Genomic DNA, 22,739 nt, shown 5'->3' on the forward strand with positions numbered 1-22,739 from the left:
CGTATCAGTGATATGCCCCAATACTGTTGGTATATCCATAAGAGACTCTGACATAGCCATGCCTGAACACTATCGTTATTCCTTGCCTGTCAAAGCGGGCGACCAGCGCCAGCTGGGTGAACTCACGGGCGCAGCGTGCGCCACGCTGGTAGCGGAAATCGCCGAGCGTCATCCTGGCCCGGTGATCCTGGTTGCCCCGGATATGCAAAACGCCCTGCGCCTGCACGATGAAATTCGCCAGTTCACCGATAATCTGGTGTTCAGCCTGGCCGACTGGGAAACGCTGCCCTATGACAGCTTCTCTCCGCACCAGGAGATCATCTCCTCGCGCCTGTCGACGCTGTATCAACTCCCGACCATGCAGCGCGGCGTGCTGATTGTGCCGGTGAATACCCTGATGCAGCGCGTCTGTCCGCACAGCTACCTGCACGGCCACGCGCTGGTGATGAAAAAAGGCCAGCGTCTGTCCCGTGATGCCCTGCGCGCGCAGCTTGACGGTGCCGGCTATCGCCACGTCGACCAAGTGATGGAGCACGGGGAATACGCGACCCGCGGCGCGCTGCTCGACCTTTACCCGATGGGCAGCGACCAGCCGTATCGTCTGGACTTTTTCGATGATGAAATCGACAGCCTGCGCGTCTTCGACGCCGACACGCAGCGCACGCTGGAGGAAGTGGAGTCCATCAATTTACTGCCCGCACATGAGTTCCCGACGGACAAAACCGCTATCGAACTGTTCCGCAGCCAGTGGCGCGATAGGTTCGAGGTGAAGCGCGACGCGGAACATATTTATCAGCAGGTCAGCAAAGGCACGCTGCCTGCCGGGATCGAATACTGGCAGCCGCTGTTCTTCAGCGAGCCGCTCCCTGCCCTGTTCAGCTACTTCCCGGCGAATACCCTGATTGTTAACACCGGGGATATCGACGCCAGCGCCAGCCGCTTTGAAAGCGAAACCCGCGCTCGCTTCGAAAACCGGGGCGTTGACCCGATGCGTCCGCTGCTGCCGCCGGAAGCGCTGTGGCTACGTACCGACGAGCTCAACGCCGAGCTGAAGCGCTGGCCGCGCATGCAGCTGAAAACCGATTCGCTTGCCGATAAGGCCGCCAACACCAACCTCGCCTTTCGGACGCTGCCGGACCTGGCCGTACAGGCGCAGCAGAAATCCCCGCTGGATAATCTGCGCAAGTTCCTGGAGTCGTTTACCGGCCCGGTGGTGTTCTCCGTTGAGAGTGAAGGCCGCCGCGAAGCGTTAGGTGAGCTGCTGGGGCGCATTAAGGTGGCGCCGAAGCGCATCCTGCGCCTGAGCGAAGCGACCGGAAACGGTCGTTACCTGATGATTGGCGCCGCCGAGCACGGTTTTATCGACACGCTCAACAACCTGGCGCTGATTTGCGAAAGCGACCTGCTGGGTGAGCGCGTCGCGCGCCGTCGGCAGGACAGCCGTCGAACCATCAACCCGGACACGCTGATCCGTAACCTGGCCGAGCTGCACCCGGGCCAGCCGATTGTTCACCTGGAGCATGGCGTTGGACGCTATCAGGGGATGACCACGCTGGAGGCGGGCGGCATTAAAGGTGAATACCTGATGCTGACCTACGCTAACGACGCCAAACTGTATGTCCCGGTGTCGTCCCTGCATCTGATCAGCCGCTACGCGGGCGGGGCCGAAGAGAACGCGCCGCTGCACAAGCTGGGCGGCGATGCCTGGGCGCGCGCGCGCCAGAAAGCCGCGGAAAAAGTGCGCGACGTGGCCGCCGAGCTGCTGGATATCTACGCCCAGCGCGCGGCCAAAGAGGGCTTCGCGTTTAAGCATGATAAGGAACAGTATCAGCTGTTCTGCGACAGCTTCCCGTTTGAAACCACGCCGGATCAGGCTCAGGCTATTAACGCCGTGCTGAGCGACATGTGCCAGCCGCTGGCAATGGACCGCTTAGTCTGCGGCGACGTTGGCTTCGGTAAAACCGAAGTGGCGATGCGCGCCGCCTTCCTTGCGGTGGAAAACAACAAGCAGGTGGCGGTGCTGGTGCCGACCACCCTGCTCGCTCAGCAGCACTTCGACAACTTCCGCGACCGCTTCGCCAACTGGCCGGTACGCATCGAGATGCTGTCACGTTTTCGCAGCACCAAAGAGCAGACGCAGATCCTGGAGCAGGCCAGCGAAGGCAAGATCGATATTCTGATCGGCACCCATAAGCTGCTGCAAAGCGACGTGAAGTGGAAAGATTTGGGGCTGCTGATTGTCGACGAAGAGCACCGCTTCGGGGTGCGTCATAAAGAGCGCATCAAAGCGATGCGCGCCGACGTCGATATCCTGACCCTGACCGCGACGCCGATCCCGAGAACCCTGAACATGGCGATGAGCGGCATGCGCGATCTGTCGATTATCGCCACGCCGCCGGCGCGCCGTCTGGCGGTGAAAACCTTCGTCCGCGAGTACGATAATCTGGTGGTGCGTGAGGCCATTCTGCGTGAAGTGCTGCGCGGGGGTCAGGTCTATTACCTGTACAACGACGTGGAAAACATCCAGAAAGCGGCCGACAGGCTGGCGGAGCTGGTGCCGGAGGCGCGCATTGCTATCGGTCACGGGCAGATGCGCGAGCGCGAGCTGGAACGGGTGATGAACGACTTCCACCACCAGCGCTTTAACGTGCTGGTGTGCACCACCATCATCGAAACCGGGATCGACATTCCGACCGCGAACACCATCATCATTGAACGTGCGGATCACTTTGGCCTGGCGCAACTTCACCAGCTGCGCGGCCGCGTCGGGCGTTCGCACCATCAGGCTTACGCCTGGCTGCTGACGCCGCATCCAAAAGCGATGACCACCGACGCGCAAAAGCGTCTGGAAGCCATCGCCTCTCTGGAAGACCTCGGTGCAGGCTTCGCACTGGCCACGCACGATCTCGAGATCCGCGGTGCCGGTGAACTGCTGGGTGAGGACCAGAGCGGCTCGATGGAGACCATCGGCTTCTCGCTCTATATGGAACTGCTGGAAAACGCGGTTGATGCCCTGAAGGCCGGGCGCGAGCCGTCGCTGGAAGATCTCACCAGCCAGCAGACCGAGGTCGAGTTGCGTATGCCTTCCCTGCTGCCGGACGATTTCATTCCGGATGTGAATACCCGACTGTCGTTCTACAAGCGCATCGCCAGTGCGAAGACGGAAAACGAGCTGGAAGAGATTAAGGTTGAGCTGATCGACCGCTTTGGTCTGCTGCCCGATGCGGCGCGAAATCTGCTGGATATCGCTCGCCTGCGCCAGCAGGCGCAGAAACTGGGCATTCGCAAGCTTGAAGGCAACGAAAAAGGCGGCGTGATTGAGTTCGCGGAGAAGAACCACGTCAACCCGATGTGGCTCATCGGCCTGCTGCAAAAACAGCCGCAGCATTTCCGTCTGGATGGCCCAACGCGTCTGAAATTCACCCAGGAACTGACGGAGCGCAAAACCCGCATGGACTGGGTGCGTAACTTTATGCGCCAGCTGGAAGAGAACGCGATCGCCTGACCTCCATTCCCCTCTTAACTAAGGAATTTCATGTAGTTTATTAACCGGAAGCGATGAAAGTTGCTTCCGGAAAATGAATAGCTTACAGCGACACCCTGGTCCGGCTGTAAATCGCTGAGGCGTTTCCTGACCGCGTAGCGGCGATTTACCGCCGGGAGCCCGGGTCGCCAGGGTGGTGGCGACTGAGCCACCCTGGCACGTTCACAGGTCATGTCGTTACAGAGTACTAAGGGACATAAAGTGAACGGAATGACCACCAGAGTCGTATGTTCCCCCTCACCCCAGCCCTCTCCCTCAAAGGAGAGGGGGTCGTCCGTGCAGGCATTATTTTATGGGGATCCCTTCCCCTGTTAGCCCAGCGCTACGGGGGGACAATTTACAAACTCTTTGCACTTCACCCGATCTTCCCGACACACCCATTCGCCATAATTATCATTAACGCCTTATAAAACAATAACCTTATCATTTGCATGGATTATGGTGATGATGACCTTTTCGCGTTTTACTCGCTGGTTAACCCTGTTTGCGCTGGCAGCCACCGTTGCGGTGGCGCTTCCCGCTCGCGCAAATACCTGGCCCCTTCCTCCGCCCGGCAGCAAGGTGGTGGGGGAAAACCGCTTTCATGTGGTTGAAAATAATGGCGGTTCGCTGGAAGCCATTGCCAAAAAATATAACGTCGGTTTTCTGGCTCTGCTGCAGGCGAACCCCGGCGTCGACCCTTACGTTCCGCGAGCGGGCAGCGTGTTGACTATCCCGTTACAGACGATCCTGCCGGACGCCCCGCGCGAGGGAATTGTGATAAACCTGGCGGAGCTACGTCTGTACTATTACCCGCCGGGTAAAAATGAGGTGACCGTCTACCCGATTGGTATTGGTCAGCTGGGCGGCGACACCCTGACGCCGACGATGGTCACCACCGTCTCGGATAAACGCGCGAATCCAACCTGGACCCCGACGGCCAATATTCGTGCCCGTTATAAAGCTCAGGGCATCGATCTTCCGGCCGTGGTGCCGGCAGGCCCGGATAACCCGATGGGTCACCACGCGATCCGCCTGGCGGCCTACGGTGGCGTTTACCTGCTGCACGGAACGAACGCGGACTTTGGGATCGGCATGCGCGTCAGCTCCGGCTGTATTCGTCTGCGCGATGACGATATCAAAACGCTGTTTAACGTTGTTACGCCGGGTACCAAAGTGAATATCATCAATACGCCGATTAAGGTTTCTGAGGAGCCGGGCGGCGTGCGGCTGGTCGAAATTCACCAGCCGCTATCGAAAAACATTGGCGATGACCCGCAGACGCTGCCCATTAACCTGAATGCCGCAATGGTGAGCTTCAAAACGAATGCGAATACCAACAGCATGGTGATGGAGCGTGCAATGGAGGCCCGCTCAGGCATGCCGACCGATGTCACCCGGCATCATGATGTAATCCAGCAATCGATGTAAATCATAAATAAAAAAACGCCCTGCTCAGCAGGGCGTTTTTTATTGCAGTGGCATAAATGAGGGTTTATGCCCGGCTTATTTGTAGATGACGGCGGTGCCGTGCAGGGTGTTAGGACCGGTCACAGAGGTGATGCGGTAAGATTTAGCACCCATCTCTTCCGCTTTTTGTGCCAGCTGATCTTCCAGTGAACCCAGGTTAGTACCGGCAGACGCAGAGATCGTCCCGACTTTATGCTGATCGACCGGGGTGGACTGTACTTGTACAGCCGCAAAGCTTGCGAAAGAAAGTGAACTCAGAACAGCAGCAGCGATGAGGGTTTTTACGTTTTTCATGATGTTTACCTTTAGCAGATGAATTTGGAGGTCGTTATCTATTTAGTTAACGATCGATAGGTAAATCATAAATGTGATCCAGGTCACGCGTCAACATAATTTTATAACGACCATTAACTTAATTTTAAAGTCGTTATTTTTCATATAGATATGATTAATATATTTTTAAGCATTCAGCACTGGTGGTGGGTTGCGTTTATTTTTATAATGGTTATTCACCAAACCAACAGAGGACCAACGGCACATGACAACCGACGTCACGAGTTGTGCGAAGAAAAGCCGTGGCCGACCAAAAGTGTTTGACAGGGATGCAGCGCTTGATAAGGCCATGACTCTCTTCTGGCAACATGGGTATGAAGCAACCTCGCTTTCCGATCTGGTAGAAGCTACCGGAGCCAAAGCGCCGACGCTGTATGCCGAATTTACCAATAAAGAGGGGCTGTTCAGGGCGGTGCTGGACAGATACATTTCACGCTTTGCGGCGAAACATGAAGCCCAGCTATTTTGTGAAGAGAAAAGCGTCGAACAGGCGCTTCGGGATTACTTCACCGCCGTCGCGACCTGCTTCACCAGTAAAGATACGCCTGCGGGCTGCTTTATGATTAACACCTCTGCCACCCTGGCGGCGTCCTCGAAAGAGATTGCCAATACGGTGAAATCGCGTCATGCGATGCAGGAGGAGACGCTAAGCGCCTTTCTGGCACAGCGCCAGCAGCGCGGTGAAATCCCTGCGCAGTGCAATCCCCAACTGCTGGCACAATACCTGAGCTGTATTTTGCAGGGGATGTCGATCAGCGCCCGTGAAGGGGCAACGCTGGAAAAACTGCAGAATATTAGCGAAACCACGCTGCGGCTGTGGCCTGAGCTCCTCAAAATCTAAAACAAAAAAAAGCTCCTCAGCCTGAGCGCATGAGGAGCTAAATTCAGAGAACATCTTTTTTACACTTTGTTATTCAGAACCAGCTGACCATTTCCATCCAGTGGAATTTGCGTGCCAGGGTCTTTGTCCATGCGGATTTTGCCCTGCTGATCGCCAATTTTGTACGTCACGTCATAGCCCAGCATTTTTTCCGACTTGTCATAGACGGTTTTGCAGCGTTGCTGAGTCGTGGTGTAGGTATCGTTATCCTGCATCGCGCCCTGCACCTGGTTACCGGCATAGCCGCCACCCAGCGCGCCGACCACGGTCGCCACATCTTTACCCCGGCCGCCGCCGAACTGGTGACCAATCACGCCACCCGCTACCGCGCCCAGAACAGAACCGGCGATACGGTTTTCATCCTGCACCGGACGACGATGCGTCACGGAGACGTTACGGCACTCCTGACGAGGCGTTTTTACCGTTTCTTTAATCGGTGTAGCAGAAACCACCTGCGCATACTGCGGGCCGCGATCTAATACGTTGAGACTGGCAACGGCAGCCACACCTAACGCAGCCGCGACGCCAATCCCTATACCCGCCAACATTGATTTATTCACGGGACTTCCTCCTTTGTTGCTATTGGTAACAATTTTGCAATGGAGGCACGGCTTCGCCAATCAGATAAAGGATCAAAAAAGGGACGTTCAGAGGAGATATATTGTATTTAGGAGAACTCTTAAGCACTCAATCTGTGATCTACAGCATGAAATGCTAAAAACTCCCTCCGGAGAGCCCGGAGGGAGTGAAAGATTAGTGCAGCTTCAGACGCGGACGGATCACGCGGTTGATTCTGCCCACCAGCATCATCAGCCCGGTTTTGAAGTAGCCGTGCAGCGCAATCTGGTGCATACGGTAGAGGGAGATATACACGAAGCGGGCAATGCGCCCTTCTACCATCATCGAGCCGCGCATCAGGTTACCCATCAGGCTGCCGACAGTAGAGAAGTTTGACAGAGACACCAGAGAACCATGGTCTTTGTAGACATAGGCCTTCATTGGCTTGCCTTTGTACTGCGCCAGAATGTTGTGCAGGACCAGGCTTGCCATCTGGTGTGCGGCCTGCGCGCGCGGCGGCACGAATCCACCTTCAGGACGGGCGCAGGAGGCGCAATCACCGATAGCAAAGATTTCAGGATCACGCGTGGTTTGCAGCGTTGGCTCCGTGACCAGCTGGTTAATGCGGTTGGTTTCCAGGCCGCCGATATCTTTCATAAAGTCAGGCGCTTTGATACCGGCCGCCCAGACCATCAGATCCGCTTTGATATACTCGCCGTCTTTGGTGTGCAGGCCGCCTTCGTCGGCGCTGGTCACCATGGTCTGCGTCAGCACCCGGACGCCCAGCTTGGTGAGTTCATTGTGCGCCGCACCGGAAATACGCGGAGGCAGCGCAGGCAGAATGCGTTCACCGGCTTCGACCAGCGTGACGTTCAGCGCTTCATTCGTTAACCCTTTGTAACCGTAGCTGTGCAGCTGTTTCACCGCATTGTGCAGCTCCGCAGACAGCTCAACGCCTGTCGCACCGCCGCCGACAATGGCGATATTTACCTTACCGTTCGCACCCATATTGCTGGTGTACTTCAGGAACAGGTTCAGCATTTCCTGATGGAAACGACGCGCCTGGTGCGGGTTATCGAGGAAGATACAGTGCTCTTTCACGCCCGGCGTGTTGAAATCGTTGGAGGTACTGCCGAGCGCCATGACCAGCGTGTCATACGGCAGCTTGCGCTCAGGAACCAACAGCTCCCCTTTTTCATCACGCAGTTCTGCCAGAGTGATGGTTTTGCTTTCACGGTTGATGTCCACCACCGAGCCCAGCTGGAACTGGAAATGGTGGTTGCGCGCGTGCGCCAGATAGCTGAGCGCGTCCACGCCCTCGTCCAGAGAGCCGGTGGCCACTTCATGCAGCAGCGGTTTCCACAGGTGGCTGTGGTTACGATCCACCAGCGTGATTTTGGCTTTTTTACCGCGACCCAGCTTCTTACCCAACTGTGTCGCCAGCTCCAGCCCGCCAGCACCACCGCCTACAATCACTATCTTTTTCAATGGCGTAGTCAACGTGACCCCCTCAAATTATTAACCAATTGTTAATTAAAAGTTATAAAAATAACCCTTAATTAACAACAGGTTACAGCACTGAAACCATTCAGGTGCATTGAGAATACCACGTCAGGCGCATTGGTCATACCAAAATTGATATGCATCAAGTTTTGATGGCTTAAAAGTAGACAATTCTGGTCAAAAAGAAAGCCCGGCACGCTTTCGCGGCCGGGCTTCGACGCCTGCAGGCAAGGAATTAACCCAGCGTTTTAAACGCTTTGATACGCTGCAGGTGTGGGGAGATGTTTTTGAACTTGTGGGTCTGTTCTTCGTCCCAGACGATCTCATAGTAATGATGCAGAAGTTCTGCAGCCCGGTGGCTGTTGAGCGCCTCATCGTTACGCGACAGGATCACCAGACAGCGGTCACGGTTTTTCTCACGAAAATTGCTGACGCACTTGGTCGCAATATCGACATACTCTTCCGGGCGGTCGATTTTGCCTTCCATGTTTTCGTTCGGGAAAAGGTTGGGATTGAATACCACCTGACGGATGTCACACAGGAAGCCAATCCGCTCTGCCCAGTAACCGCCCAGCCCCACGCCGCAAATCAGCGGGCGATCGTCGACGTTGAGCTGCAACATCTTGTCCACCTCTTTGAGCAGATGCTGCATATCATGCTTCGGATGGCGCGTGCTGTAGCTGATCAACCGTACATCCGGATCGATAAACTGCAGCTGCAGCACCTTCTCATGATTACCAGGACTGTTTGAGTCAAAACCGTGTAAATAGATGATCATCGTCTTCTCACCACGCTACGCCTTCCGGGAGGGTTTACAGGCTGGCTTTATGTGCCTGCCAGCGCTCATTCAGGTCTTCAAGCCGGGCGTTGACCGTCTTCCAGCGCGCCGAATCCATCAGCTCCTGACGGCTAAATGAACCTTTATGATACAATTGTGTAACACGCTCTGCATTGATCGGCGACAGGTTATCCAGCACGCTCACGGCACCTTTACGATTATTGCAGACCAGGATCATATCGCAACCTGCATCCAGCGACGCCTGACCGCGTTCAGCGTAGCTGCCCATAATCGCCGCCCCTTCCATCGACAGATCGTCAGAGAAGATCACGCCATTGAAGCCCAGTTCCTGACGCAGAACGGTTTTCAGCCAGTGCGGAGAGCCGCTGGCAGGGCGCGGGTCAACGTCGCTGTAAATCACGTGCGCAGGCATGATGGCATCCAGCTTGTTGTCAGTGATAAGCGACCTGAACACCGACATATCTTTGGCGCGAATTTCCGCTTCCGGGCGCGGATCGCGCGGGGTCTCTTTGTGTGAGTCCGCCGTCACCGCCCCGTGGCCCGGGAAGTGTTTGCCGGTGGTTTTCATCCCGGCATCGTGCATGCCGTCAATGAACCGGGTCGCCATGGCCAGCGCAATGCGCGGATCGTCATGGTACGAGCGCTCGCCAATGGCGGCGCTGATATGCCCCACGTCCAGAACCGGGGCAAAACTGATGTCGATATCCATGGCAATCATTTCGCTGGCCATCAGCCAGCCGGCCTCCTGCGCCAGTTTCCCGCCCTCTTCCGTGCCGAGCAGCGCGGCAAAAGACTGGGCCGCTGGCAGGCGGGTAAACCCTTCGCGAAAACGCTGCACGCGGCCGCCTTCCTGATCGACGGCGACCACCAGATGATTGCGCGACGCGGCGCGGATCTGACGCACCAGCTCACGCAGCTGCGCCGGATCGTGATAGTTGCGGGTAAACAGGATCAGACCACCCACCAGCGGATGCGCCAGAATTTCACGCTCCTCCGCATCCAGCTCAAACCCTTCTACATCCAACATGACTGGACCCACATCCACCTCTCTTATCCTTTCGTTTGTAACTGACGCCAGGCATCGTCTGCCAGCGCAATAAAGTGTTTGTCTCTGGACTGCTGATAGCGCATTTCAAACCAGCCAGCCATTAACATGACGACCCAGGGCCGCCAGCGTTTGACCTGACGCCTCAGCGCGTCGCCGTTGATATGTGCCGCCTCGGCGTAGTCCCTGATCAGCGCCTGCCGAGCAGCGTCACTCTCCGTCCAGACTGCCGCCAGCTCCAGCGCCGCATCGCCATCTCCGGCATATTCCCAGTCGATGAGCCTGATGCCCGCTGATGTATGCACAATATTTCCGGCATGAACATCCATGTGCAGCGGCGAGAGCCGAATCGGCTGCGGCTCGCCCGTTTTACGCAACCGCTTGAGATGCGCCAGCCACACTGGGGTGCGTCTGTCAGGCGCGGCCTGCTGCCAGTAGCGTTCCAGCAGCGGGGATAACGTGATTCGCCATCCCAGACGTGGCTGCCGGTGCAGATGATACAGCATCGCTGCGAGCGCCGGCGTGTCTGGCAGCGCGCTTTTCACGTCACCGTCCAGATAGTCGACGGCCATCCAGCTCTCTCTGAAAAAACGGGGGGCAGGCACGAGATCTGACGGAAGACGCCTCAGGGCGCGAAACTGACGACGGAAATGGGAGGCTGGCGCATAGGGGTCGTGATGTTGCCGCAAGACCAGACGTCGTTCGCCCTGCGCTATAATGCAACTCGCGCCGCCAAGCCCGGAGTGGGCCTGCGGCGCGATAAGGCGGTACTGAGGAAAATAGCGCGTCAGAATCTCTTCACGCGTGCTGTCATTGTTGCGTAACCGCACCTTTACCTGACCAGATAATTTCGCCTGTCTGAACCAGCATCAGCTGCATCTGCAGGGCCGGTGTATTCACGTTACCGGTGGCGTTAGAGTACAGCACATACTGTGCGCCAACGTTACGGGCAATGCCGATCGCCTTGCTGCGTGTGCCGAGGCTATCCTGCGGCGACAGGCCCAGCTGCTGTTTGGCTACCGCGAGCTGCTGAGCCGAGACCAGCGTAAACTTACCGTTGTTTGCCAGGGCGTTGCGCAGCGTTTCAGTCGCTTCGCCCGCGTTCAGCGAACCGTTGGTACGGTTGTTCACGCTATCAACCAGCAACACGCTACCTGCCGTCACGCCCTGTGCCTGCAGCATTTTGCCGACCATGGGCTGCATTGCGCCGTTCCAGTCGTAATGGCGCACGCGCGGCGTGGGCTGCGACGTCTGGTCCGGATGCTCAATCGGGCCTGGCTGTGCCGGTATAGACGGTACGGACGGCACGGTTGGCTGCGGCTGCGTTGGCTGTGTCGGCTGTTCAGTGCCCGGTTTCGCCTCTTCCACAGGCGCTGGCTGTTCAGTTCGGGTCACACACCCCGCCAGGAACAGCGCGAAAGCTGTCACGAGCGCATAGCGGCTCAAGTTTTTAATCAAGGTTCACCCCTTAGAGATAAAGATAAAGTCTCACCTTATGCGCACCCAGATAGTTGGCGCTGCCATAGAGCGTTACCGACGATCTGGCCGGAATGGTGACGCTGCGCGGCGCCTCCAGCGGATGCATTTCGAGACCTCTTACGTCATACCAGAAAAAACGGTAGTGGACCGTCACGGGTTCGTGTCTTTCATTAAAGAGCGTAGAGGAGGCAGATGAATTGATTTCACTGATGGTCAGCGCGGGTTGTTGCGCCGTGATGCCCGCGGCAAGCACGGAGGATTCCATCACCAGCGTCTGTTCATCGTTCACGGGGATCGCCGGGCGCGAGCTGCACCCCACAATCATCATCGTCATTACCAGCGCTGCAATACGCCCTTTACGCATGTCAAAGACCTTTATGTGCCAGCATCGGCCCCAGAGGACGTCCACCCAGCAGATGCATGTGAATATGATAAACTTCCTGGCCGCCATGGCGGTTGCAGTTCATGATCAGACGGTAACCGTCTTCTGCAATCCCTTCCTGTTCGGCGATTTTCGCGGCCACCGTCAGCATACGACCTAATGCCACTTCATGCTCGGTTTTTACGTCGTTTACAGTCGGAATCAGAATATTGGGAATGATAAGGACGTGCGTCGGAGCCTGAGGTGAAATGTCCCGAAAAGCCGTTACCAGTTCATCCTGATAGACGATATCCGACGGAATTTCGCGACGGATAATTTTACTGAAAATCGTTTCTTCAGCCATGACCTATTCCTTTTTTGATTAATCAGGCGCGATGCGTCCGCTGTTAACACACGCTCTGGATGAGGGTGTGACACAATTCAAGAGTATGAGCGAGTTTCTCCTGTCCTTTCAACCTCCTCCCTCGATTTCTTTCCTTAATGTTTATCAGCTGAGTGAAGAGTGACCGCTCGCGGGCCTTAATGGGCTGAAACATTATTTCAGTTCCGGTCGACACATCTGTTTACAGCATTAATAGCAATGCGTATATTTCGCATTTGCATTTTCATGCGCATTTTTAACATAGAAAACGACGCCAGCCCGCGTCCGCGGGACTGACGCATACCCTCTTCATCGTTCATAAGGGTTTAATCATGTCTTTCATTCATCACACCAGGGATGGGCAACGTCAGCCTGTCGCAACGCCTTCGTTGCTGGCAGGCTGCATTGCTATGGCACTGACGCCAGCCGCCGCTTTCGCTGCATCAACAGCCGAAGATACCGTTATTGTTGATGGCGGTTTTGACCAAACGCAGGATCCTTCCGCAAGTCAGGAGCGGGATTACAGCGTCAAAACCACCACCACCGGCACGAAGCTGTTGCTGGTTCCCCGCGATATCCCGCAGTCCGTCAGCGTGATTAGCCAGCAGCGCATGGCCGATCAGAACCTGCAGTCCATCGGCCAGGTGTTAACCAACACCACGGGCGTAACGGCGCAGGTGCAGGACAGCGACCGTACCGTGTTTTACTCGCGCGGATTTTTCGTCAGTAATTACGCCTATGACGACCTGCCAACCTCCATCAGCGAAGTGTGGAACTTTGGCGATACCGCCGCCGATACGGCGATTTATGACCGCATCGAAGTGGTCCGCGGTGCAACCGGCCTGATGTCCGGTACGGGCAACCCGGCAGCGTACGTCAACATGGTGCGTAAGCATGCAGACAGCAATGAATTCAAAGGCAATGTTTCGGCCAGCTATGGCAGCTGGGATAAGCAGCGCTACGTGCTGGATCTGCAGGCGCCGCTGGTGGAGTCAGGTAAGCTACGGGGCCGGATGATCGCAGGTTATCAGGACAACGACAGCTTCGTGGATAACTATCACTACCGAAAGAAATTCCTCTATGGCGTGATGGATGCGGACGTCACCGACAGCACCACTCTCTCGGTGGGATACGAATATCAGGAAAGCCATACCGCCGACCCAACCTGGGGCGGACTCCCGACCTGGTACAGTGACGGGAGTAAAACCCATTACGATCGCAGCCAGACCGTCGCGCCTGACTGGGCCTGGTCTGATAAAGACAGCACCCGCATCTTCGCTAACCTGACGCAGCGTTTCGATAATGGCTGGGAAGCACACATTAACGGCATGCATGCTGAAACCAACTTCGACTCTAAGCTGATGTATATGTCCGGCTATCCGGATAAAGAGACGGGTGCAGGCATGGTTGGCTACGGCGGCTGGAACCGTGGCGAACGGAAACAGGATGCCGTGGACGCTTTCCTGCGCGGCGATTTCGATCTCTTCGGCCGTCAGCACGAAATGATGTTCGGCGGCAGCTTCAGTCGTCAGCGTAACCATTACGACAACTCAATGCCTGACGCGGTTTACGGCATGGTTGATGTGGGTAACTTTAAGAACTGGAACGGTAACATTGCCGACCCGCAGTGGACGCCGTGGAAACTCTACAGCCAGGACGACATTCGCCAGTCCTCAGGGTATACCTCCGCCCGCTTCTCGCTGGCCGATCCGCTGCATCTGATCCTCGGCGCGCGTTATACCCACTATAACATTCGCTATAACCCTGCGGGCTCCCCGGACACCCATCTGGAAAGTACCAAAGATGACGTGACGCCCTACGCGGGCCTGGTCTACGACATCAATGAAGACTGGTCGACCTACGTCAGCTATACCTCTATCTTCCAGCCCCAGGACAAGCGGGACGCCAGCGGACGCTATCTCGACCCCACTACGGGCAAAAGCTACGAAGCCGGTGTGAAAGCAGACTGGTTCAATACCCGTCTTACCACCTCGCTGGCGATTTTCCGCATTGAGCAGGATAACGTAGCAAGCAATACTTATACCTATATGCCGAGCGGTGAGTCGATTTACCAATCGCTGGACGGCGTAGTGAGCAAAGGGATTGAGTTCGAGCTCAACGGCGCGTTGACCGATAACTGGCAACTGACCTTCGGCGCGACCCGCTACATTGCGGAAGATAAGAATGGCAACGCCGTCAGCTCCGATCAGCCGCGTACAACCATGAAGCTGTTCACCCGTTATCAACTGCCAATGCTGCCGGAACTGACCGTGGGCGGTGGCGTGAACTGGCAAAACAAGGTGTGGACGGATGTGGATGGCGCGCCGGCTGGCCGTACCCGCGCGGAGCAAGGCAGCTACGGGCTGGTTAACCTGTTCAGCCGTTATCAGGTCACCAAAGATTTTGCTGTTCAGGCGAACGTCAACAACCTGTTCGACAAAGAGTATTACGATTACGTCGGCTCTTATGTGGTTTATGGCGCGCCGCTGAACGTCTCGGTAAGCGCGAGCTACGACTTCTGAGTGTTAAGCCGGGTGGCGGCTACGCCTTACCCGGCCTACATTTGCATTTCGTAGGTCCGGTAAGCGCAGCGCCGCCGGGCATGACAAACAGCACAAATAAAAAAGGCAGCCATTCGGCTGCCTTAGTCTCCCCAGGGTCACAACTTAGTTGTTGCGGATGTACTCATCCATTTCGGTTTTCAGGTTATCGGATTTAGTACCGAAGATTGCCTGTACACCCGAACCTGCAACAACTACGCCAGCTGCACCCAGTTTTTTCAGACCCGGCTGGTCTACTTTCGCGACATCAGCAACGCTCACACGCAGACGAGTGATACACGCGTCCAGGTTAGTGATGTTCTCTTTACCACCGAACGCGGCAACCAGTGCAGGAGCCATTTCGCTGGTCGCGCCCGCTTTGCTGTCTTCTGTCGCATCTTCACGGCCTGGGGTTTTCAGGTCCAGTGCTTTAATCAGCACGCGGAAGATGGTGTAGTAAACAACGGCATAGCACGCACCGACGATTGGGAACAGCCACAGTTTGCTGCTGTTACCGGACAGAACGATGAAGTCGATCAGGCCGTGAGAGAAGGACGTACCGTCACGCATACCCAGCAGAATACAGATTGGGAACGCCAGGCCCGCCAGAATCGCGTGGATAACGTACAGGATCGGCGCAACGAACATGAAGGAGAACTCGATCGGCTCGGTGATACCGGTCAGGAACGAGGTCAGCGCTGCGGAGATCATGATACCGCCCACTTTTGCACGGTTCTCTGGCTTCGCAGAGTGCCAGATAGCAATCGCCGCTGCTGGCAGACCGTACATTTTGAACAGGAAGCCACCAGACAGTTTACCTGCAGTTGGGTCGCCCGCCATGTAACGTGGGATATCGCCGTGGAATACCTGACCTGCTGCGTTGGTGAATTCACCAATCTGCATCTGGAATGGAACGTTCCAGATGTGGTGCAGACCAAATGGCACCAGGCAACGCTCGATGAAGCCGTAGATACCAAACGCCACAACCGGGTTCTGGTAAGCAGCCCACTGAGAGAAGGTCTGGATAGCGGAGCCGATTGGTGGCCAGATGAAGGACAGGATCACGCCAGTGAAAATCGCTGCCAGACCAGAGATGATCGGAACGAAACGCTTGCCCGCGAAGAAGCCCAGGTACTCAGGCAGCTTGATGCGATAGAAGCGGTTGAACATATACGCTGCAATCGCACCGGAGATGATACCGCCGAGAACACCGGTGTCTGCCAGGTGTTTCGCAGCGATCTCTTCTGCCGGTAAATGCAGAACCAGCGGCGCAACCACAGCCATGGTTTTCACCATGATGCCGTAAGCAACCACTGCAGCCAGCGCAGATACGCCGTCGTTATTGGTGAAGCCCAGAGCCACACCGATCGCGAAGATCAGTGGCATGTTAGCAAAGACAGAACCGCCTGCTTCGGCCATCACATGGGACACTACGGCTGGCAGCCAGCTGAAGTTAGCAGAACCGACACCCAGCAGGATACCTGCGATAGGCAGTACGGATACTGGCAGCATCAGCGATTTACCGACCTTTTGCAGGTTAGCAAATGCATTCTTAAACATAATTGAGAGTGCTCCTGAGTATTTGTGCTTTTTTTACGCTTTCACGCATTGGCCCGGGGGGAGTACCGTGCCGTGGACAGGACATCTAAGCGCCCTTTATTTATTACACAGAGTAAAATAATTCCCTCTGAGTTTGTTTGACGGCTATCACGTTTCAGCTTAAGACGGTCGAAAAACTTTCAGTTATTTACAAAAAGCATGTCCGGATGTGTCTAAAAACAGCATCACCGCCCCAAATGAGGCGGTGAACTTTACTCGGTTTATTTATTAATTACGAGCCTAAAAAAAACAGGTGTATCAGACAGATTGCAGGCGGGCAGGGTCAATATGGAACAGCGTGGAGAAGTTTTCTGTCGTCACGCGGGCCAGCTCTTCGATGCTGACACCCTTCAGGACGGCCATGTACTCAGCCACATCTCGCGTCATCGCGGGCTGGTTCTCTTTACCGCGATGCGGAACCGGCGCCAGATAGGGAGAATCGGTCTCTACCAGAATGCGATCGAGCGGAACATAACGTGCAGCATCACGCAGCTGCTCAGCGTTACGGAACGTCACAATCCCGGAAAACGAGATATAAAACCCCAAATCAAGCAGTTTACCCGCCGTTTCTCTGTCTTCTGTGAAACAGTGTAGTACGCCACCGCAATCCGTCACGTTTTCTTCCCGTAGGATCGCCAGGGTATCCGCACGCGCATCGCGGGTGTGGACGATAACCGGCTTGTTCAGTTCGCGGCCAATGCGAATATGGTTGCGGAAGGACGCCTGCTGGCGCGGTTTGGTTTCCGGCGTGTAGAAATAGTCCAGCCCGGTCTCGCCCATTGCCACCACGCCCTCTTCCGACGCCAGACGACGCAAATCGTCAACGTCATATTCTTCATCCTGGTTCAGGGGGTGTACGCCGCAGGAAAACACCACGTTATCGCGAACGCCCACCAGCTCGCGCATCGTGCGATAGCCCGGCAGCGTCGTCGCTACCGCAAGACAGAATTTCACATCGCGGGCGGCGGCTTTTTCCAGCACGTCATCCACGTTTTTATGCAGGGATTGATAATCCAGGCCATCAAGATGGCAGTGTGAGTCGACTAAAAACATAATGTCTCTCTCAGAGATGGGAAACCGGCGGTGTGGTGCCGGGTTGCAGGTAGTGTTCAATACGCAGTAACTGGTCGGTCAGTAAAAGCTCGCGATTAAGACCCGTCACGGTTAAAAGCTGTTCTCGACTCTGGCAAATTTCATGAAGCATCGCATGAAGAATCGTCCCTGAGAGGCGGTTCGCCAGCGTATTCACCAGTGTCCACGCGTCCGGGTTGGTCAGCAGCGTTGCCCCTTGCTGAAGTTTGAGGGCATCCAGCAGCAACGAGGCCAGCCAGTGCAGACGCTCAACGGCCTGATCGCTGTTAAGCGCAGGCAATACGCTTAGCCAGTCGTGGTTATTCAGTGCCATTTCGACGGCCCGGCAAAGCGTTTCTCGCTGTGACCAGACGTCAGGCTGCAGCAATGCCAGCGCCGCTGCGGGCGCGCCGCTGCTCAGGCGCAAGGCGGACAACGCACTCTCAGGTGACGTTGTCACCTCTCGCTCCAGCCAGCTCAGCGCCCACGATTCCTGAGGCACAGCAAGGTGATGAAGACGACAGCGGCTGCGCAGCGTCGCCAGCAAGCGTCCCGGGTCACGGCACGAGAGGAAAAACCACGTTTTTACCGGCGGCTCTTCCAGAGTTTTCAGCAGGGCGTTAGCTGCCGCCTCGGTCAGCTGCGTGGCGTCTTTAAGCCAGACCACTTTAGCGCCGCCCAGCCGCGCGTGTTCGTACAATTTTTCACTGACTTCCCGCACGGCATCGATACCGAGCGCGCTTTTCCCCTTCTCAGGCTCAAGCGTGTAGTAGTCAGGATGTGTGCCCGCCTGCATCAGCTGACAGCCACGGCATTTGCCGCAGCTTTTATGCCCTTCAGGCTGCTGGCACATCAGAAAACGGGTGATGGCATAAATCAATGCATCATCGCCCATTCCCGGCAATGCCTGAATCAGTAACGCATGATGCCCCCGCCCCGCCTGATAGCTGCCGATCAGCTGTTCAAAGTGCGGGCGCAACCATGGATACCATTTCATGCCTGCTGCTCCTGCACCCACTGCGTCACGGTTTGCTGAATGTCACGCGTCACCTCATCCAGGGATTGCGTTGCATCGATGGTACGAATGGAGCTGTCCTGTGCGGCCAGCTCAAGATAGCGCGCACGGGTGCGGTTAAAGAAATCAAACGACTCTTGTTCAATGCGGTCGAGCTCGCCGCGCGCGCGGGCGCGTTTAAGACCCACTTCCGGGGTCACATCCAGATAGAGCGTCAGGTCGGGACGAAAATCCCCCAGTACGGCATTGCGCAGCGTTGCCAGCATGGTCTGGTCGATACCACGTCCTCCGCCCTGATAAGCCTGAGTCGACAGATCGTGACGATCGCCGATTACCCACTTGCCATCGGCCAGGGCGGGTTTGATCACCGTCTCAACCAGCTGTACGCGCGCCGCGTAGAACATTAACACTTCGGCTTTGTCAGTGATAACTTCGTCGCCAACGGATTTAATATCCAGCACCAGGCTGCGCAGTTTCTCCGCAAGTTGCGTACCGCCCGGCTCGCGGGTGAAGACCATGTCGGCGACGCCAAGCGATTTCAGCGTATCCACCACCACGTTGCGGGCGGTGGTTTTACCCGCCCCTTCGAGTCCCTCAATGACAATGTATTTACTGCGCATTTTTTTCCTTAAGTGCCTTCAGATAGTCCTGAACAGAGCGATTGTGGCTGGCAAGGTTGGTGTTAAAGGCGTGTCCCCCTTTTCCATCAGCCACAAAATAGAGATACGGTGTTTTCGCCGGATGCGCGGCGGCTTTGAGAGAAGCCTCGCTCGGCGTGGCAATCGGGCCAGGCGGTAAACCGCTAATCACGTAGGTATTATACGCCGTTGGCGTCTCCAGATCTTTTCTGGAGATCTTACCGGCATAGCTCTCGCCCATGCCGTAGATGACGGTAGGGTCGGTTTGCAGGCGCATGCCAATGCGCAGACGGTTGATAAATACTGACGCCACCCGATCGCGCTCGGCGGCAACGGCGGTCTCTTTCTCGATAATCGAGGCCATGGTGACAAACTGGTTTTGATCTTTATAGGGTAAACCCTCCATTCGCCCTTCCCAGGCCGCATCCACGGCGGCGACCATTTTTTTGTGCGCCCGCTTCAGGATCGCCACATCGGTCGTACCGGCGGTGTACATCCAGGTATCTGGCCAGAACCAGCCTTCCACCCATTCAGGATGCTCAAACTTGAGCACGTCGGCCACCGTCTGGTAGCTGTCATCCTTCAGGGTATGTTTGATATACGGCGCATCGCGCAGCTGTTTGAGGTAATCACTCAGGCGCATCCCTTCCACAAATCGCAGAGGGAACTGGGCTTCTTTGCCGCTTTCCAGCAGCTGCAGCATCTCTCTGACGGTCATTCCCGGCGTAAAGCGATAGGTACCGGCTTTGAAATGTGACAGTTCAGGCTCCACGCGCAATAACCACTGGAATACCCGTGGACGATTGATAATTTTATCACCGTAGAGCTGTTCCCCAAGCGCCTGGCGGCCGGTTCCCGCTTTCAGGGTAAAGATCGTTTCGTCTTTAACCAGGATCTTGCTGTCCGCCAGCTGGCGAACTTTCCATACGCCTGCTCCGCCAGCAACGCCCAGCGCAACAATGAAGAGAAGGACAAAGCGCAACATTTTTTTCATGACTATCTGGTTTGCTCACATATCGGGGCTAAAAACTGAAACAGCTCGCGCGACGACCAGCGTAGCTGGCCACAGGCGCGAACGGGCACAACAGGCATCAGCGCGTTGCAAATGATGACTTCATCAGCAGTCTGTAGCACCTCTTCCTTTGCGTTAACTTCGACAACGTGAAAGTCAGAGTGTGCCAGCTGCTGCAAACAAAATTGGCGCATTATGCCGTTCACGCCAGCCTGATCCAGCGCGGGGGTGAACACGTTCCTGCCCTGTCGCCAGAACAAATTAGCCGCACAGCATTCCGTAATGAACCCTTCGCTGTCAAGGACCAGCGCCTCATCAGCGTCCGTCTGTTCAAGATGAGTACGAATGAGCACCTGTTCAAGGCGATTGAGATGCTTAATCCTGGCCAGCATCGGGTTTCGTCCCAGCCGTACCGGGCTTAGCGTCAGCGTGACGCCGTCTTCTCGCCAGCGAGAGTAATGCGCGGGATAAGCAGACACGTAAAGAATGCGCGTTGGGGCGAGACAAGATGCAGCGCTGTAACCCCGGCCACCACTGCCGCGGCTGATGATAACCTTGAGTACGCCGCTGTGCTTCCCCGATGCGAGCTGGCACATTTCCTGACGTAAGGTGTCCCAGTGCGTAAAGGGGATTATGAGCTTTTCACAGCCATGCTGCAGGCGTCGCATGTGCGCTTCCAGAAGGCAAACATGGCCATCCAGAATGCGCGCCGTCGTAAAGCAACCATCCCCGAACTGTACCGCCCTGTCGCTGGCAGGCAGCGTGTCCTGCTCAAGGCCATTGATTAAAAACATGGTGGCTCCTTATGCGTGGACGTTTAGTCTGGCAGGATGTCATGCAGTCGACAAGAAGATTAGCCTTAATAAAAAAGGTCCGGCAAGCGGACCTTTTTTAGTGCGATCGGAACGTCAGGATCAGATCTTTTTGAAGATCAGAGAACCGTTGGTGCCGCCAAAGCCGAAGGAGTTACACAGGGTATACTCCATTCCGCTAACCTGGCGCGCTTCGTGAGGAACGAAGTCCAGATCGCAACCTTCATCCGGGTTATCCAGGTTGATGGTTGGTGGAACAGCCTGATCGCGCAGCGCAAGGATGGAGTAGATTGACTCTACTGCACCCGCCGCACCCAACAGGTGACCGGTCATGGATTTCGTGGAGCTCACCAGTACGCGGCTGGCAGATTCGCCGAAGATAGACTTAACCGCCTGAGCTTCCGCTTTATCGCCTGCAGGTGTAGATGTGCCGTGGGCGTTGACGTAGCCAATCTGAGCCGGGGTAATACCCGCATCACGGATCGCGTTTTCCATCGCCAGCGCAGCACCTGCACCGTTCTCCGGAGGAGACGTCATGTGATACGCATCGCTGCTCATACCAAAGCCAACGACTTCAGCATAAATTTTCGCACCGCGTTTTTTCGCGTGTTCGTACTCTTCCAGTACGATCATGCCCGCACCGTCGCCCAGCACGAAGCCATCACGATCTTTATCCCACGGACGGCTTGCCGCCTGTGGATTATCGTTGCGGGTAGAGAGCGCACGGGCCGCGCCGAAACCGCCGACACCCAGTGGGGTACTGGCTTTTTCAGCACCGCCGGCAACCATAGCATCTGCATCGCCGTACGCAATAATGCGCGCGGCCTGGCCGATGTTATGTACGCCAGACGTACAGGCGGTGGCGATAGAAATGCTTGGCCCACGGAGGCCGAACATGATGGTCAGGTGACCTGCCACCATATTAACAATCGTGGACGGAACGAAGAACGGACTGATCTTACGCGGGCCGCCATTCATCAGGGATGTATGGTTTTCCTCGATCAGGCCAAGACCGCCAATCCCGGAGCCGATAGCGGCGCCGATACGGGTTGCGTTCTCTTCCGTAATCACAAGGCCAGAATCCTGCATGGCCTGAACGCCAGCGACAATTCCATATTGAATGAAGGCATCCATCTTGCGCTGCTCTTTGCGCGAGATGATCTCTTCACAGTTAAAATCCTTTACTAAGCCAGCAAATTTCGTTGCATAGGCGCTAGTATCGAAATGGTCGATTAGGCTGATGCCGCTCTGACCGGCAAGGAGAGCTTTCCAGGTGGACTCTACGGTATTGCCGACAGGAGACAACATGCCAAGTCCGGTCACAACTACACGACGCTTAGACACGTTTGTCCTCCAGGGAGGGATAAAAAAAGAGATTCGTGGGACTAAAAAAGATAAAACTCAGGCGGTCGAATGACCGCCTGGAGATGTTCACTTACGCCTGGTGACCGTTGATGTAATCAATGGCAGCCTGAACGGTGGTGATCTTCTCAGCTTCTTCGTCCGGAATCTCAGTATCAAACTCTTCTTCCAGAGCCATTACCAGCTCAACGGTGTCAAGAGAATCTGCGCCCAGGTCTTCAACGAAGGAAGCGGAGTTCACAACTTCTTCCTGCTTAACGCCCAGCTGTTCGCCGATAATTTTCTTAACGCGTTCTTCGATAGTGCTCATACTCTTAAATTTCCTATCAAAACTCGCTTTCGCGATGGTTTTCGTAG

The 22,739-nt window shown here is 55.9% G+C and carries 21 protein-coding genes; 4 read left to right on the forward strand and 17 right to left on the reverse strand.

Annotated elements, in window-relative coordinates; all coding sequences use genetic code 11:
* Positions 1 to 58: 58 nt before the first annotated feature.
* Both mfd and BFG58_RS05850 read left to right on the forward strand, forming a co-directional pair.
* A complete protein-coding gene (mfd, locus tag BFG58_RS05840; RefSeq protein ID WP_048027458.1) occupies positions 59 to 3,505 on the forward strand; it encodes a transcription-repair coupling factor in 3,447 nt (1,148 codons plus the stop codon).
* A 483-nt stretch (positions 3,506 to 3,988) separates the two neighbouring features.
* Positions 3,989 to 4,954, forward strand: coding sequence for a L,D-transpeptidase family protein (locus BFG58_RS05850; RefSeq protein ID WP_069719444.1), 966 nt, complete (start codon positions 3,989 to 3,991; stop codon positions 4,952 to 4,954).
* Positions 4,955 to 5,029: 75 nt separating this feature from the next.
* On the opposite strand, the gene bhsA is transcribed toward BFG58_RS05850, so the two are convergent.
* Positions 5,030 to 5,287, reverse strand: a complete 258-nt coding sequence (gene bhsA, locus BFG58_RS05855; RefSeq protein WP_045910210.1) for a multiple stress resistance protein BhsA — start codon at positions 5,285 to 5,287, stop codon at positions 5,030 to 5,032.
* A 244-nt stretch (positions 5,288 to 5,531) separates the two neighbouring features.
* Between bhsA and comR the strand changes: the two genes are divergently transcribed.
* On the forward strand, positions 5,532 to 6,167 hold the full coding sequence (comR, locus tag BFG58_RS05860) for a TetR family copper-responsive transcriptional repressor ComR (protein ID WP_028015740.1): 636 nt from the start codon (positions 5,532 to 5,534) through the stop codon (positions 6,165 to 6,167).
* A gap of 59 nt (positions 6,168 to 6,226) precedes the next feature.
* Here the strand turns inward: comR and BFG58_RS05865 are convergent, their stop codons facing one another.
* The 8 genes from BFG58_RS05865 to hinT all read right to left on the reverse strand — a co-directional run bounded on the left by BFG58_RS05865 (position 6,227) and on the right by hinT (position 12,315).
* Positions 6,227 to 6,766, reverse strand: coding sequence for a glycine zipper 2TM domain-containing protein (locus BFG58_RS05865; RefSeq protein ID WP_008500779.1), 540 nt, complete (start codon positions 6,764 to 6,766; stop codon positions 6,227 to 6,229).
* A gap of 193 nt (positions 6,767 to 6,959) precedes the next feature.
* Positions 6,960 to 8,264 (reverse strand): NAD(P)/FAD-dependent oxidoreductase, encoded by a 1,305-nt coding sequence (locus tag BFG58_RS05870; protein ID WP_008500780.1) that lies wholly within the window; start codon positions 8,262 to 8,264, stop codon positions 6,960 to 6,962.
* A gap of 238 nt (positions 8,265 to 8,502) precedes the next feature.
* The gene (gene ycfP / locus BFG58_RS05875) at positions 8,503 to 9,045 is read right to left on the reverse strand and encodes an alpha/beta hydrolase YcfP (RefSeq protein ID WP_008500781.1); all 543 of its coding nucleotides are present in this window, start codon (positions 9,043 to 9,045) and stop codon (positions 8,503 to 8,505) included.
* Between the two features lie 34 nt (positions 9,046 to 9,079).
* Positions 9,080 to 10,105 carry a beta-N-acetylhexosaminidase gene (gene nagZ / locus BFG58_RS05880; RefSeq protein ID WP_032655375.1) on the reverse strand — a complete coding sequence of 342 codons (1,026 nt, stop codon included), beginning with the start codon at positions 10,103 to 10,105 and terminating at the stop codon, positions 9,080 to 9,082.
* An 11-nt stretch (positions 10,106 to 10,116) separates the two neighbouring features.
* Positions 10,117 to 10,941: a thiamine kinase gene (gene thiK / locus BFG58_RS05885; protein WP_069719445.1), complete on the reverse strand. Its 825-nt coding sequence runs from the start codon at positions 10,939 to 10,941 to the stop codon at positions 10,117 to 10,119.
* Positions 10,922 to 11,569: a penicillin-binding protein activator LpoB gene (lpoB, locus tag BFG58_RS05890; protein ID WP_045326975.1), complete on the reverse strand. Its 648-nt coding sequence runs from the start codon at positions 11,567 to 11,569 to the stop codon at positions 10,922 to 10,924. The genes thiK and lpoB overlap by 20 nt, the downstream gene beginning before the upstream one ends.
* Positions 11,570 to 11,579: 10 nt before the next feature.
* Positions 11,580 to 11,954, reverse strand: coding sequence for a YcfL family protein (locus tag BFG58_RS05895; RefSeq protein ID WP_045910208.1), 375 nt, complete (start codon positions 11,952 to 11,954; stop codon positions 11,580 to 11,582).
* Between the two features lies 1 nt (position 11,955).
* On the reverse strand, positions 11,956 to 12,315 hold the full coding sequence (hinT, locus tag BFG58_RS05900) for a purine nucleoside phosphoramidase (protein ID WP_008500786.1): 360 nt from the start codon (positions 12,313 to 12,315) through the stop codon (positions 11,956 to 11,958).
* Positions 12,316 to 12,665: 350 nt separating this feature from the next.
* On the opposite strand from hinT, the gene fhuE reads away from it, so the two are divergent.
* Positions 12,666 to 14,855, forward strand: coding sequence for a ferric-rhodotorulic acid/ferric-coprogen receptor FhuE (fhuE, locus tag BFG58_RS05905; RefSeq protein ID WP_069719446.1), 2,190 nt, complete (start codon positions 12,666 to 12,668; stop codon positions 14,853 to 14,855).
* A 144-nt stretch (positions 14,856 to 14,999) separates the two neighbouring features.
* Here the strand turns inward: fhuE and ptsG are convergent, their stop codons facing one another.
* The 8 genes from ptsG to acpP all read right to left on the reverse strand — a co-directional run bounded on the left by ptsG (position 15,000) and on the right by acpP (position 22,692).
* Positions 15,000 to 16,433, reverse strand: coding sequence for a PTS glucose transporter subunit IIBC (gene ptsG, locus BFG58_RS05910; protein ID WP_008500788.1), 1,434 nt, complete (start codon positions 16,431 to 16,433; stop codon positions 15,000 to 15,002).
* Positions 16,434 to 16,730: 297 nt separating this feature from the next.
* Complete coding sequence (locus BFG58_RS05915) at positions 16,731 to 17,525, reverse strand: metal-dependent hydrolase (RefSeq protein ID WP_069719447.1); 795 nt, start codon at positions 17,523 to 17,525, stop codon at positions 16,731 to 16,733.
* A gap of 10 nt (positions 17,526 to 17,535) precedes the next feature.
* On the reverse strand, positions 17,536 to 18,540 hold the full coding sequence (gene holB / locus BFG58_RS05920; protein ID WP_048027447.1) for a DNA polymerase III subunit delta': 1,005 nt from the start codon (positions 18,538 to 18,540) through the stop codon (positions 17,536 to 17,538).
* Positions 18,537 to 19,178, reverse strand: a complete 642-nt coding sequence (tmk, locus tag BFG58_RS05925) for a dTMP kinase (protein ID WP_045910204.1) — start codon at positions 19,176 to 19,178, stop codon at positions 18,537 to 18,539. Before tmk ends, holB begins: the two co-directional genes overlap by 4 nt.
* Positions 19,168 to 20,190, reverse strand: coding sequence for a cell division protein YceG (gene yceG, locus BFG58_RS05930; protein ID WP_069719448.1), 1,023 nt, complete (start codon positions 20,188 to 20,190; stop codon positions 19,168 to 19,170). The genes tmk and yceG overlap by 11 nt, the downstream gene beginning before the upstream one ends.
* A gap of 2 nt (positions 20,191 to 20,192) precedes the next feature.
* Positions 20,193 to 21,002 (reverse strand): aminodeoxychorismate lyase, encoded by an 810-nt coding sequence (gene pabC / locus BFG58_RS05935; RefSeq protein ID WP_069719449.1) that lies wholly within the window; start codon positions 21,000 to 21,002, stop codon positions 20,193 to 20,195.
* 120 nt (positions 21,003 to 21,122) lie between these two features.
* Complete coding sequence (gene fabF, locus BFG58_RS05940) at positions 21,123 to 22,364, reverse strand: beta-ketoacyl-ACP synthase II (RefSeq protein WP_045910201.1); 1,242 nt, start codon at positions 22,362 to 22,364, stop codon at positions 21,123 to 21,125.
* Positions 22,365 to 22,455: 91 nt separating this feature from the next.
* Positions 22,456 to 22,692 (reverse strand): acyl carrier protein, encoded by a 237-nt coding sequence (acpP, locus tag BFG58_RS05945; RefSeq protein WP_003857954.1) that lies wholly within the window; start codon positions 22,690 to 22,692, stop codon positions 22,456 to 22,458.
* Between the last annotated feature and the right edge of the window lie 47 nt (positions 22,693 to 22,739).

This window comes from Enterobacter sp. ku-bf2 (assembly GCF_001742765.1).
GTDB lineage: Bacteria > Pseudomonadota > Gammaproteobacteria > Enterobacterales > Enterobacteriaceae > Enterobacter > Enterobacter quasiroggenkampii.